Annotated in this window: 10 protein-coding genes; 6 read left to right on the top strand and 4 right to left on the bottom strand. The window is 67.1% G+C overall.

What is annotated here, in order from left to right; translation table 11 throughout:
* Window positions 1-80 precede the first annotated feature (80 nt).
* The gene (locus HY57_RS06715; protein ID WP_019465377.1) at window positions 81-2,483 is read right to left on the bottom strand and encodes a GH92 family glycosyl hydrolase; all 2,403 of its coding nucleotides are present in this window, start codon (window positions 2,481-2,483) and stop codon (window positions 81-83) included.
* A 157-nt stretch (window positions 2,484-2,640) separates the two neighbouring features.
* Between HY57_RS06715 and HY57_RS06710 the strand changes: the two genes are divergently transcribed.
* Genes HY57_RS06710 through HY57_RS06695 form a run of 4 tightly spaced genes read left to right on the top strand, consistent with a single transcriptional unit; the run spans window position 2,641 to window position 7,604 of the window.
* A complete protein-coding gene (locus HY57_RS06710; protein ID WP_026033946.1) occupies window positions 2,641-3,690 on the top strand; it encodes a LacI family DNA-binding transcriptional regulator in 1,050 nt (349 codons plus the stop codon).
* Between the two features lie 15 nt (window positions 3,691-3,705).
* Window positions 3,706-5,406, top strand: coding sequence for a sugar MFS transporter (locus HY57_RS20775; protein WP_019465379.1), 1,701 nt, complete (start codon window positions 3,706-3,708; stop codon window positions 5,404-5,406).
* A gap of 12 nt (window positions 5,407-5,418) precedes the next feature.
* Entirely contained in the window at window positions 5,419-6,396 is a 978-nt protein-coding gene (locus tag HY57_RS06700) for a carbohydrate kinase family protein (RefSeq protein WP_019465380.1), read from the top strand.
* Window positions 6,393-7,604, top strand: a complete 1,212-nt coding sequence (locus HY57_RS06695; protein ID WP_019465381.1) for an AGE family epimerase/isomerase — start codon at window positions 6,393-6,395, stop codon at window positions 7,602-7,604. The genes HY57_RS06700 and HY57_RS06695 overlap by 4 nt, the downstream gene beginning before the upstream one ends.
* A 189-nt stretch (window positions 7,605-7,793) precedes the next feature.
* Here HY57_RS06695 and HY57_RS06690 read toward each other — a convergent pair whose 3' ends face one another.
* Window positions 7,794-8,420 carry a hypothetical protein gene (locus tag HY57_RS06690; RefSeq protein ID WP_019465382.1) on the bottom strand — a complete coding sequence of 209 codons (627 nt, stop codon included), beginning with the start codon at window positions 8,418-8,420 and terminating at the stop codon, window positions 7,794-7,796.
* A gap of 230 nt (window positions 8,421-8,650) precedes the next feature.
* On the opposite strand from HY57_RS06690, the gene HY57_RS06685 reads away from it, so the two are divergent.
* Entirely contained in the window at window positions 8,651-9,514 is an 864-nt protein-coding gene (locus HY57_RS06685) for an SDR family NAD(P)-dependent oxidoreductase (protein ID WP_235186627.1), read from the top strand.
* Window positions 9,515-9,642: 128 nt separating this feature from the next.
* The gene (locus tag HY57_RS06680) at window positions 9,643-10,056 is read left to right on the top strand and encodes a DoxX family protein (RefSeq protein WP_019465385.1); all 414 of its coding nucleotides are present in this window, start codon (window positions 9,643-9,645) and stop codon (window positions 10,054-10,056) included.
* Between the two features lie 40 nt (window positions 10,057-10,096).
* Here HY57_RS06680 and HY57_RS06675 read toward each other — a convergent pair whose 3' ends face one another.
* Together HY57_RS06675 and HY57_RS06670 are read right to left on the bottom strand one after the other, a co-directional pair.
* Entirely contained in the window at window positions 10,097-10,921 is an 825-nt protein-coding gene (locus HY57_RS06675) for an alpha/beta hydrolase (protein ID WP_019465386.1), read from the bottom strand.
* A 200-nt stretch (window positions 10,922-11,121) separates the two neighbouring features.
* Window positions 11,122-13,593 carry a tetratricopeptide repeat protein gene (locus tag HY57_RS06670; RefSeq protein ID WP_019465387.1) on the bottom strand — a complete coding sequence of 824 codons (2,472 nt, stop codon included), beginning with the start codon at window positions 13,591-13,593 and terminating at the stop codon, window positions 11,122-11,124.
* Between the last annotated feature and the right edge of the window lie 35 nt (window positions 13,594-13,628).

Genomic DNA, 13,628 nt, shown 5'->3' with positions numbered 1-13,628 from the left:
TCGTTTTGTCGACGCCGTTTTCCAGGATGAGCGCAACATGCCCGGCATAGTTGCAGAATCACCCCGGCAAACGCCACCACCTATCGGGCTGTTTTGGTATCACTTTTGCGGGAGGCGTCCGCGACCTTGGTCGTAGAGACACTCATCGACGAAGGCCGTTCGCCCTGCGCCTGTCCCCAGGCACGGTTGGGCTCGGCCTGCATGGTGAAGTGCAGCTCGCCACCCGCGACCAGCTCGCCATGGCGCAGGAAGACGCGGTTCAGCGGCTTGCCGTTGAGCGTCACCGCGCCGACATAGGGATGGGCGTCGTCCAGCGGATCGGCCGTGACCGTGAAGGTCTTGCCGCCGGCCAGGTGCAGGGTGGCGCGCGCCACGAACGGGCGACCGATGGCGTACTCGTCACTGGCCGGCGTCACCGGATAGAAACCGAGCGCAGTGAAGATGTACCAGGCCGACATCTGGCCCAGGTCGTCATTGCCTGCCAGGCCGTCGGGACGCGTGGCGTACTGGCTGTCCATGATCTGCTTCAGCCGCTTCTGCGTCTGCCATGGCGCCCCCGCATAGTCGTACAGGTACGCCAGGTGATGGCTGGGTTCGTTGCCGTGCGCGTACCAGCCGATCAGGCCGGTGATGTCCTCGACGTTGGCGAAGTGCGACGGATCGACCTTGGCGTCGAACACGCTGTCCAGCTTGCTGACGAAGCGCTGGTCGCCGCCCATGGCCTTGACCAGCGCGGCGACGTCCTGCGGCACGTACCACGAGTACTGCCACGCGTTGCCTTCGGTGTAGTCGCTGCCGTAGCCGGCGGTATCCGGGTTGAACGGCTCGCGGAACGCGCCGTCACTCTTGCGCGCACGCATGAAGCCGGTCTTGGGGTCGTACGCGTTGCGCCAGTTGCCTGCGCGCTTGTCGAAGGTGGCGGCGATGTCCTTGCGGCCCATGGCCTTGGCCATCTGTGCCAGCGACCAGTCGTCGTAGGCGTATTCGAGCGTCTTGGAGGCGGCTTCCGGCTCCTTGTCGATGGGCACGTAGCCGAGCTTCATGTAATCGCCGAGGTCACCGTACGGCGCATAGGTCGCGCTGGCGACCATCGCCTTCAGCGCCGCATCCGCATCGAAACCGCGCACGCCCTTGACGTAGGCGTCGGCGATCACCGGCACCGCGTGGTAGCCGATCATGCACCACGTCTCCAGGCCCTGGTACGCCCACACGGGCAGGATGCCGAACGGGCTGGCTTCACGCGAGGCGATCAGCGAGCGGATGAAATCCGTGCTGCGCTCAGGCATCAGCAAGGCCATCAACGGCTGCTGCGCGCGATAGACGTCCCACAGCGACCAGGTGGAATGGAAGGCGAACTTGCCGTTCTTGTCGACGGCCTCGTGCACGGCGCCGTCGGGTCCGCGGAACTGGCCGTTCACGTCCATGCTCAGCGTGGGCGACAGCAGGGCGTGATAGAGCGAGGTGTAGAAGCCGACGCGCTGGTCCTTGCTGCCTTCCACGTCGATGGAGGCCAGCGCCTTGTCCCAGTCGGCACGCGCCTCGGCGCGGCGGGCGTCGAAATCCCAGCCCTGTCCTTCCGCATCGAGGTTGGCGACCGCATTGGCCTCGCTCACCGTCGAGATCGCTACCTTCACGCCCAGCGGCTGCTTGAGGTTGCCGAAGTCGAACACGCCTTCCAGCGCGCGGCCGCTCTGCGCATCGCGGTCCTCCGGCTGATGGCCCGGGCCCTTGAAGCCCTTGTAGACCACGTCGGTTTCGCGGTTGTAGAGCGTGCGCGAGCTCATCGGCTGCGAGAAGCGCATGGCAAAGCACAGCTCGCGGCCGGGCGCCCAACCGCGCGTGGTGCGGCAGCCGGTGACAGTGCCGTCGTCGTGCACGCGCAGGCTGGCCCACAGCACCTTGCCGGGGTAGTCGTAGATGCTCGGGCGCAGGTCCAGCAGCAGGTGCGCCGGCTTGCCCGCCGGGAACGTATAGCGATGCCAGCCGATGCGGCGGCCGGCCGTCAGCTCGGCGCGCACACCGCCGTCGCTCAGGGTCACCGCGTAATAGCCGGCCTGCACCACTTCGGTGTCGTGGCTGAAGCGGGAGCGGTAGCCGCTGCCCGGTTTGGCTGCGTCGCCCGGCTCCAGGCGGACCTCACCGGCCATGGGCATGACCAGCACGTCGCCCATGTCCGAATGGCCGGAGCCGGAGAAGTGCGTATGGGAAAAGCCCAGCAGGCTGCCGTCGCCGTATTGGTAGCCGGCGGCGTACTTGTAGGCGTGCTTGAAGTCCGGCATGGCCGTGTCCGGGGACAGCTGGATCATGCCGAACGGGACGGTGGCTCCGGGGAAGGTGTGGCCATCCCCACCGGTGCCGATGCGGGGATCGACATCGGCCGAATGCCCCTCGGCGGCTTGGACCCCGGCCGGTGCCGCGAGGGCAAGGGACACGGCAACCGCCAGCAGACCGGGCAGGTATGCGCGCAAGGACGGACAACGCATAGAATTCCCCAAAGCAGTAGATTTGAATCGTTCTAATTTCGCCTGACGCTAACACCCAAGCAGGCATCGTTGCATGCTGCGTCGCGCCATCGAAATCGGTTTCGTCCGCGACGGAGGCGAGGTACCTTTAGATCGTTCCAATTAACCCAGGCCTGCGATGGAAAGCCAGACCCCGGTCGGAAGAAAGATCACACTGAACGACATCGCAGCGGGCTGCGGGGTGTCGCGCGCCACGGTTTCACTGGTGCTGCGAGGCAGCCCCCTAGTGAACAAGATTACCCGGGCGCGGGTAGAGGAAGAACTGCGCCGCCAGGGCTATGTCTACAACCGCGCCGCCGCCAACCTACGCCGGCGTACGTCCTCCAGCGTGGCGCTGGTCATCAATGAACTGGCCAACCCGTTCTTCGCCGAATTCGCCGCCGGTGTCGACGAGACCCTGGGCGCGGCCGGCTTCGTCACCCTGCTCGGCAGCACCGGCGACTCCGCCGAGCGCGAGCATGCCGTGCTGGGCTCGCTGATCGAGCACGGCCCGGGCGGCATCATTCTTTCCCCGGCGGAAGACAGCGAGGCGCGCAAGGTGCTGGCCGCCGTTGGCACGCATACCCCGGTGGTGCTGTTCAACCGCGAGCTCGGCGGCGAACTGCCGGAATACGCGCACTGGGATCGCCTGATGCTCGACAACGAGCGCGGCGCCCGCATGGCCACCGAGCACCTGATCGCCCAGGGCCACCGGCACATCGCTTTCTTCGGCGGACACGACCACGCCAGCTCGACCCGCCAGCGCTACGCGGGCTACCGCCAGGCCATGCAGGCGGCTGGGCTTGCCATCGAGCCGCAATGGCGCGTGCAGAGCACGCCCACCCGCACGGACGCCGCACGCGCGGCGGGGGCCCTGTTCGAAGGACAGGCCACCGTGCCGACCGCCGCCGTCTGCTACAACGACGCGGTCGCGCTGGGCCTGATGCTCGGCCTGCACCAGCACGGGCGGCAGGCCGGGCGCGACTTCGCCGTCACCGGTTTCGACGACATCGCCGAAGCCGCCATGAGCATGCCGTCGCTGACCACTCTGTCCACCGCGCCGCGCGCCCGCGGGCGGCAGGCGGCCGACATGCTCCTCGCCCGCCTGCGGGATCCGCAGGCGCCCTCGGGCACCCTCGTCGCGCCAGTGGACCTGGTCGTGCGCGAAAGCAGCTGTCCTCACTCCTGACCCTTCGGATAACGCATGGCCTTCGCAGCTCCACCCATCCAGTCGGCGACCACGTCGCCGGCCACCGGAAAGACGCGCTATACGGACTATCCGATGGCGATGGCGGTTACCACCACGATCTTCTTCATGTGGGGGTTCCTGACCGTCCTCAACGACATCCTGATTCCGCACCTGAAAACGGTGTTCGAGCTGAACTACGCGCAGGCGATGCTTGTGCAGTTCACCTTCTTCGGCGCGTACTTCCTGATGTCGCTGCCGGCCGGCCGCGTGGTGGCCGCCCTGGGGTACAAGAAAGGCATCGTGGCGGGGCTGGCGATTGCCGCGGTCGGTGCGTTCGGCTTCTGGCCGGCGGCGCAGCTGCACTCGTATGCGGCCTTCCTGGCGGCACTGTTCGTGCTCGCCACCGGCATCACGGTGCTGCAGGTGGCGGCCAATGCCTATGTCGCCCTGCTGGGCCCTGAGCGCACCAGCTCCAGCCGCCTGACCCTGGCGCAGGCGATGAATTCGCTGGGCACCACCATCGGGCCGAAGTTCGGTGGCCTGCTGATCCTCTCCGCCGCCACCGCGGTGATTCCGCTGGCCCTGCGCCAAGCACCGGAAACCGTGCAGCTGGTGCAGACCCTCAACAGCGCACCGGCGGCGCAGGCCTTGGAGGCGATTCGCCAGGCGCCGCCTGACCGGCTCGTCGCCGCGCTGGACGATGCCTCGGCCACCGCCCTCGATCGCCTGCCGGCCGCGGACCTGGCCAACAGCATCGTGCGCCTGCCGGCCCAGCCGATGGCGCAGGTGGTGGATACCCTTTCCGGTGCGCCGCTGCTGGCCACGCTCTCGGCCATGTCGCCGCAACAGCTGGCCACCCTGCCCGCCGCCACGCTCGCCACTGCGCTGGACAAGCTGGCGTCCTCGCGGCTGGCTGCCGATGACGCCGCGCAGTTCGCCAAGGTGCGCGCAGGCCTGACCCAGGAAACCACGCAGCAGCTCGCCAGCTATCGACAGAAGCAGGCCGAACTCGTGCAGGTGCCTTATCTCGGGCTGGGCCTTGCGCTGGTCGTGCTCGCCAATGGCGTGTGGCTGTTCCGCCTGCCGCCGCTGACCGAGTCCACCGAACAGGCCGACACCTCGCACCACACCCTGATGGACGCGCTGCGCCACAGCCACGTGTTCTTCGGCGTGCTTGCCATCTTCTTCTACGTGGGCGCGGAAGTGTCCATCGGCAGCTTCCTGGTGAACTACCTGTCGCTGCCGGAAATCGGCCACATGAGCGAACAGGCGGCGGCCGGCCACGTGATGTACTACTGGGGCGGCGCCATGGTGGGCCGCATTGCCGGCTCGGCCCTGCTCGTCTATTTCAATCCGCGCAAGCTGCTGGCGGTCTTTGCCGCCATCGCCGGCCTGCTGGTGCTCACCACCATGCTCACGCAGGGCAACGTGGCGATGGCCAGCGTGATCGCGATTGGCCTGTTCAACTCCATCATGTTTCCGACCATCTTTGCGCTCGGCATCGAACGCATGGGCCCGCTCACCGGCAAGGCCTCCAGCCTGCTGATCATGGCCATCGTCGGCGGCGCGCTGGTGCCGCTGGCGCAGGGCGTGCTGGCCGACCACATGGGCATCCAGCACGCCTTTATCCTGCCGCTGCTCTGCTACGGCTACATCATCTTCTATGGACTGCGCGGTTCGCTTGTACGCGATCCCGTCACGCCCGTTACCCACTGAGTCGCACAACAGATGTCACGCACCATCCTCTGCTTCGGTGAAGCCCTGATCGATTTCCACAGCGAAGGCGGCGACGAAGCCGGCTTCCCCCGCAGTTTCGTCCCTTACGCCGGCGGCGCGCCGGCCAACGTCGCCGTGGCGGTCGCGCGCCTGGGTGGCGACTCGGCCTTCGCCGGCATGCTGGGCAAGGACATGTTCGGCGATTTCCTGCTGGACAGCCTGCGTCGCGTCGGCGTAAACACCGACGGCGTCGCGCGCACCGGCGAAGCGAATACGGCCCTCGCCTTCGTATCGCTGGATGCGACCGGCGAACGCAGCTTCAGCTTCTATCGCCCGCCGTCGGCCGACCTGCTGTTCCGCCCCATGCATTTCCACCCGGAAAGCTTCAAGGGCACGGCGGTATTCCACGTCTGTTCCAACAGCATGACGGATGCCGCGCTGGCCGAAACCACGCGCGAAGGCATGCGTCGCGCGCACGCGGCCGGCGCCCTGGTGAGCTTCGACCTCAACCTGCGCCCGGCACTGTGGCCGCGCGACGTGGAACCGCGTCCGCTGATCTGGCCTGCGCTGCACCTGGCCGACGTGGTCAAGCTCAGCGCCGAGGAGTTCGCCTGGCTCGCCGTGGACGGCGAGGAAGCGACGCTGGAAAAACTCTGGAAAGGCCGCACGCGCCTGGTCATCATCACCGACGGTGCGAACGCGCTGCGCTGGTTCCACCCCGACGTGGAAGGCGAATTGCCGGTGTATTCCGTGCCGGCCGTGGATACCACCGCGGCGGGCGACGCCTTCGTCGGCGGCCTGCTGCATCAGCTTGCCAAGCTGGACCACACCGCGCACCGCATCGACCACCTCATCACCGAACTGCCCCGCCTGCATGCAGCGCTGCGCTTCGCGTCGGCCTGTGGCGCACTCACCGTGACGCGCCAGGGTTCGTTCTCGGCCATTCCCGACGAAGCCGAAGTGTTCAGCTTCATGGAGACCTACGCATGACCACCACGCCCGATGTCCGCAGCGCGGCGTTCCTGCGCGAACACATCGCCACGACGATGGCGTTCTACCACCCGCACTGCATCGATCCGGCCGGTGGCTTCTTCCACTACTACAAGGACGACGGCACGATCTACGATCGCAGCCATCGCCACCTGGTCAGCAGCACGCGCTTCGTCTTCAACTACGCGATGGCGCATAACGAGTTCGGCAACCCCGAGTACCTCGATGCCGTGCACCACGGCCTGCGCTATCTGCGCGACGTGCACCGCAACCCGGCCACGGGCGGCTATGCGTGGACCATCCGCGACGGCAAGCCCGAGGACACCATGTACCACGCGTACGGCGTGGCCTTCGTGCTGCTCGCCTACTCCACCGCCCTGAAGGCCGGCGTGCGCGAAGCCAGCGCGTGGATGGACGAAACCTGGAACCTGCTGGAACAGCGCTACTGGGACGCCGACGCCGGCCTGTACCGCGACGAGGCGAACGACCAGTGGCAGTTCACCGACTACCGCGGCCAGAACGCCAACATGCATATGTGCGAGGCCATGCTCGCCGCCTACCAGGCCAGCGACGAGCCGCGCTATCTCGAACGCGCGCTGCAACTGGCGGACCACATGACGCGCCGCCAAGCCGCCAAGGCCGATGGCCTGGTGTGGGAACACTACGACGTGAACTGGAACGTCGACTGGAAGTACAACCTCGACAATCCCAAGCACCTGTTCCGCCCGTGGGGCTTCCAGCCCGGCCACCAGACCGAGTGGGCCAAGCTGCTGCTGATCATGGAACCGCTGCTGCTCGAGCGTGGCCGCGAAGAGAACTGGCTGGTGCCCACCGCCAAGCACCTGTTCGATACGGCGCTCGCCCGCTCGTGGGACAACGAGTACGGCGGCATGGCCTACGGCTTTGCACCGGACGGCACCGTGTGCGATGACGACAAGTATTTCTGGGTGCAGGCCGAATCCCTTGCCGCTGCCGCCTTGCTGCACGCGCGCACGGGGCTGGCCGAATACGACACGTGGTACCAGAAACTGTGGGCGTATTCGTGGGAGCACATGATCGATCACACGTACGGTGCGTGGTTCCGCATCCTCACGCGCGACAACCGCAAGTATGACGACGAGAAGAGCCCCGCCGGCAAGACCGACTACCACACCATGGGTGCATGCTATGAGGTGTTGGCGTTGATTCGGGATGGCGGGGTTCCGTAAGCGCCCCTGGCACTGGCGTGGCCCCTGTGGGAGCGCACCCTGTGCGCGACAACCTGACGGAGCGGGAACTGTGTGCGCCGCCGTCGCGCACAGGGTGCGCTCCCACAGACCAGCGGCCCGCGCATCCTGCGCCTGTGCACCCATCCCTGTGCCAAGCAAAGAGAGGGCCGCATCGCGGCCCTCTCTGACTCACTTGGACTTCGCCGCCTTGGCCTTCGGCGTCACCGTGACCGCCAGGGCTTCGACATAGGTGGCAACGACCATGTCGCCCACCTTCAGTTCGCTCATCTTCGCCTGCCGTTCCGGATCCTTCACGGCAATCGTGCGCTCGTTGCCGTCGGGGCCCTTCAGGGTCACCGTGTGGTTCTTCAGGTCGATCGCCGTGAGCTTGCTGGTCACGGTCACCGCCTGCCCTTCCTTCACGCCCGGCTTGCTCCCCGGCGCCGCGGTTGCCTGGCCGGCGTCATAGGTCACATCGCGCTTGGCGCTGCCGGCGGGCATGATCTGCACGGCCACGGCGGCCTGATAGTGCGCCGTCACCTGGTCGCCCGCCTTCAGCTGGTCGAAGTTCTTCACTTCGGGTCCGGCCTGGATGGTCACTTCCTTGCCCTTGGGGCCCTTGAGCGTGATGAAGCGCTCCTGCTGGTCCACGGACACCACGGTCGCGGTGATCGTCTTGTCTTCGCGCGCCAGCTCGTCCGCGGTGGACTGCACGGCAGGCTCCGTGGTCGCCTGCTGTGCCCAGGCGAACATCGGGGTCGAGAGGGCCATCGCCGCGCCAAGCAGGTAACGGGTGGAATGTGGGAACGTCTTCATGATGATGTCTCCTGTGGGTATCGATCGCCCGGTGCCGGGTTCGGTGTGGGAGGGCGGATGCGATCCGCGCATGCGCGGCTGGCGCATCCTTCACCCGGTCATGTTCGAACAGGACGCCTTGGGCCACGAGCGAAAAACCACCCAAAGGCGATAGGTATATCTACTGAAGAATTAACCGCGCGCGGCGTGACACCGCGTGCTGGCGGGCGCAAGCTTGGGCGGGCGTTGCCATGCACCGACGCGATCACGCCATCCTCACCCCGCAGCCAGAGAGAGACACCATGGTCGTCGTGGAACAGCTCGACACGGTCCTGATCACCGGCGCGTCCGCCGGCATAGGCGCGGCCTACGCGGACCGTTTCGCCCGGCGCGGCCATCCGGTCGTGCTGGTGGCCCGCAACGAGGAGCGGCTGGAAGCGCTGGCCCTGCGGCTTTCCCGTGAATATGCCGTGAAAGCGGAAGTGCTGGCGGCGGACCTGACCGTGCCGGACGAACGCGCCCGCGTGGAACGGCGACTGTCCGCGGACGATGCCATTGGCGTCCTGGTGAACAATGCCGGCATCGAGGGCGGACCGGCGTTGACGCAGACCACCCCGGACGCTGTGCAGGCGATGATCGAACTCAACGTCACCGCACCTTCGCGCCTGGTTGCCGCCCTGCTGCCGCGCCTGCTGGCCCGTGGCCGGGGCAGCATCATCAACATCGCATCGATCCTGGCGCTGGCGCCCGAGCTGTTCGACGGCGCGTACGCCGCCAGCAAAAGCTATGTGCTGTCCTATACGCAGACGCTGCACAAGGAAGTGGCCGCGCGCGGCATCCGCGTGCAGTGCGTGCTGCCCGGCGTGACGCGCACCGCGATCTGGAACGCGACGGGCGGGGTCGATGCGTTCCCTCCCCGCATGATCATGGAAGTGGATGAAATGGTGGACGCGGCGCTGACCGGCTACGACCAGGGCGAGCTGGTCACCATCCCGTCGCTGGTCGACGGTGCGGAATGGAAGCGCTTCGAGGAGGCACGCCGGCACATGCTGCCGGAGCTTTCGCGCAGCGTGGCCGCCGACCGTTACAAGAGCGATATACCCGAGGACGCATGACCCGCCCACCGGGACTGCACCATCGGCCGCGCGCAGGCATATAGTGTTGTCGACCGCGTCGCGTGGGTGGCGCGGTCCACGCGGGTTACCCACCCGCATGCCTTGCGTGGAGTCATGGGAGAACGACCATGCGTTATACGTTACTGGCAGGCAGCAAAGACGGCATGCTGCTCCTCGCTCGCCTTCTGCTGATGATCCTGTTCGTCATCTTCGGCTGGAGCAAGCTCATGAGCTTCTCCGAATCGACGGCCTACATGAGCTCGGTAGGGGTGCCCATGCCGGCGGTCACGGCGGCCATCGCAGTGATCATGGAGTTCGTCGTCGGCATCGCCATCGCCATCGGGTTCTATACGCGGCCGCTGGCCATCCTGCTGGGCCTGTACACGCTGGCCGCAGCGGTGATCGGCCACCAGTTCTGGAACATGGTGGACCCCGAGCGCATCGGCGCGATGATCAATTTCTACAAGAACGTGAGCATCGCCGGCGGCCTGCTGTTGTTGTGCATCGCCGGCCCCGGCAAATACTCGCTGGATCGACGCTAGTCACGCCGCCTGGCTTTCCCTGGCGCGATGAAGCGTCGCGTCAGGGCAGGCCAAGGCCGTGCAGGAAGGCATCCACGGCGCCGGTGTAGTCGCCGGGCTCCCCCAGCGTCGCATTGATCTGGCCGTGCGTGAGCGGCTCGGGCAGCACGCTGGCCCGTACACCAAGCCCTTGTGCCTTCGCCGCATACCCCTCGTTGTGCGGGCACGACGCCTTCCGCTGGCGGGAGCACACCAGCAGGATCGGCAGGGCATCCCGGCCAAGCCGGTCGATCGGCGAGGCTTCCCGCCATGACGCAGGATTCTTGCCGAACACGCGGTCGTAGAAGCCCGCATGCGGCGCACCCATGATGCCCGGCACATCGATGGCACCCGCATCGAGCGACACCGTGCCCAGCCAGCGCTGTGCTCCGCGCCCCGTGGCCAATGAGGGCGACGACGACAGCAGTGCCACCAGGTGCGCGCCGGCCGAATGCCCCATCAGCACGATCCGCGAGGGATCGGCGCCCCACGCCTTCGCATGCTGCTGGACGTAGGCCAGCGCATCGGCCACGTCGTTCGCCTGTTCGAGCGGACCGGCCTGCGGCCACAGGCGATAGTCCACCGAGACGAAGACATAGCCGGCCTGCGTCCAGTGGGTGGCCTTGGGTTCGACCACGGCACGATGGGACTTGTCGCCGATCATCCAGGCGCCGCCGTGAACCATCACGATGACGGGCGCGTCGTGCGGGGTCGCAGGCAGATAGACGTCCAGACGCTGGGCTGGCGCCGCCCCGTAGGCCAGGTCATGCCGGATCTCCATGGCCACGGCGGCATGGATGCCGCCCCATGCCAGAAGCAGAGCGAACCCGCCGCGCCAGCGAATCATGGTGGCTTCCTCGTCATGTGTCGGTCCAGCGCCATGTCACGCCACCGGGCGCGACATCGTCGCCACTATCAACGGACCAGATCACCGCAGGCTGACCGTCGCCCTGAACCCCGCCGTTTCGAAGCCTGTTTCCAATCGGCCGGGAGCGCGCGCCAGACGCACCGCGTCGGGGGGCTGAGTTCAGCCCCCACCGCCAGCCATCAACGGAAGGCCGGCAGGCTGTCGCCACCCAGGCTTTGCAGCAACTCGCGGGCCTCGCGGGAGCGCGGCGCCACCGCCACCAGCCGCTCGGCATAACCGCGGGCCTGGTCCTTGTTGCCGGCGTCGCGTTCGGCGCCCGCCAAGGCGAACAGCAGCGAAGGGTCGTACGGTGACGTTCGCAGACTCTCCTCCCACAGCTTGCGTGCCTGCTCGCCCTGCCCGGCCGAGTTGAGCGCCACGCCATAGACGTAGGCGAACCGTGCATTGGCCGGCTCGGCGCGATGCGCGCGCTCCAGCCAGGTCAGCGCCTCCTTCGACTGGTCCTGGCGGATCAGCGCCAGGCCCTTGGCATGTAGCAGGTTGGCATTGCCCGGCACGGCCTTGAGCCCCTCGTCGATGAGCTTGCCGGCATCCGCTTCGCGGCCCATCGCCCGATACATGTCCGCCAGGTTCACATAAGCGGGCACGAAATCCGGCTGCAGTTTCAATGCCTGCCGGAACGCCTGCTCCGCCGCCGCGGTATCGCCACGCTCGACATAGACCAGACCCAGATCGAAATGCGATTCGGGCCGATCGGCGATGGCGTCCTGCGCCTGCCGGTAGGTGGCGAACGCGCGGTCACGCGCCATGCGCTGGTTCGCATCGAGCGGCGCGTCGGGCACGCCCGCCAACACACGGCCGGCTTTCACCCGCACGGCCAACACCGGGTCATCCGCCAGCGGTGCCGCCAGCGGCCCGCGTACCTCGGTGGGAAAAGCCAGCAACGCGTCGAGCGCTGCCTCACGCATGAGCGGGTCGGCATCGCCGAGCGCCGCCTGGATCGCTGGCACCGCGTCAGGACTGGCGTAGTGGCGCAGTTCGCCGACAGCCGTGGCACGGGCGATCGTCGGGGACGAGGCATCGCCCGCCAGCGTGGTCAGCAACGATGCGGCACCGGGCTTGCCGTGTCGCGCTGCATCCAGCGCCTCGACGAAGTGCTGGTAGCCCTTGCGCTCGGGTCCGTGCGCCTTCGTGATGGCATCCGCTGCCCACGGCGCGCCCTTGTCGGCATGGCAGTTGGCGCAGGCGTTCGGCACACCGTATTGCACGGTGAGATCCGGCCGCGGCACGCGAATGGAATGATCCGGCCGCGCGTTGATCACCATGTAGTTCTTGGACGGCATATGGCAGGCCACGCATTGCGAGCCGGCGCTGCCGTCCTTGTGCATGGTGTGCTGGGCCGTGTCGTAGACGGCCGGCGTATGGCAGCTCTCGCACAGTGCATTGCCCTGTGCACGGGTCTTGCCGGTGTGCGGATCGTGGCAATCGCTGCAGGTAACGCCCTTGGCATACATGCGGCTCTGCAGGAACGAGGCATACACATAGACCTCGTCCAGCTGCTGGCCGTCGGCGTGATAACGACCCTCGGTGAGCAGCACGGGATCGTGCGTGTCCATCAGGCGCCCCGTGGGCGCCGTATCCTTGGCGATGATGCCCCGGCGCGCATGGCAGACCGCGCAGGTTTCCACTTCGCGATGCGTAGACAGCGGCGCGCTGCGCACGGGGTTGCCGGTCGCGGGATTGGGGATCCAGTGCATGTCCCTGCGCTCGTCGAGCGCGATGGTCAACCCCTTGGATGAATCGGCCTTCTTCTTGTCGCCGCTGGCGTTCGACCATTCAACGTGGCGGGAGCCCGGGCCGTGGCAGGCCTCGCAGGCGACGTTGATCTCGCTCCACGTCGACTTGAAGGTGTTGCTGGCCACGTCGTAGTTGCGCTGCACATTCGTGGAATGGCAGTCCGCGCACATGAAGTTCCAGTTCTGGTTCAGCCGTGTCCAGTGCAGCGTGTCGTGCGCATCGATGTGTTCGCCGGGATAGAGGTTGAACCAGCGCTGCCCGCCCTCGGCGGAGGGGCGTGCATCCCAGGTCGCGCGCAGCGCCTGCAAGCGGCCGTCCGGGAAGGCGACGAGATACTGCTGCAGAGGATAGACGCCGAAGGTGTACTTCACCTCGAACTCGCCGGGCTTGCCGTCCGGCCCGTCGGTCTTCACGAAGTACGCGTGGTCACGCTTGAAGAAGCCGGCGGTGGAGCCATCCGCCTTCAGCGTGCCCTCGAAGTGGCCCTCGATAGTCTTGTCGTCGGCCACCTGCATGGCCAGCGCATGATGGGATTGCTGCCAGGCCTGGGTTTCCTTCGCATGGCACGAAGCGCATGCCTGTGCACCGACGTAGTGCGCCGGTGGCGTGGCCTGGGATGCAGGCGCGGCGGCCGAAGCAGCCGTGGCCACCGGTGCGGTCGCTACGCCTGGCGCGGGCGCGCGCAACCACCAGATGCCAAACAGGACGAGCACCAGCACGGCCACACCCAGCGGCAACCACCACAGGTGGCGATGACGAGGCTCAGCGGCCGGTGGCGGTGCCGGCACTGGCGACGGCGGCGCAGCCGCTGCCTTGCCAGAGCGCTTGCCATGGCTCTTCCTGGAACGCCCCATCCTGCTCTCCCCCATTCCTACGGCATGAATGTCAT

Source organism: Dyella japonica A8, from assembly GCF_000725385.1.
Taxonomy (GTDB): domain Bacteria; phylum Pseudomonadota; class Gammaproteobacteria; order Xanthomonadales; family Rhodanobacteraceae; genus Dyella; species Dyella japonica_C.
Note: the sequence above shows the minus strand (reverse complement) of the source record. Positions and strands in the feature narration are given on the sequence as shown.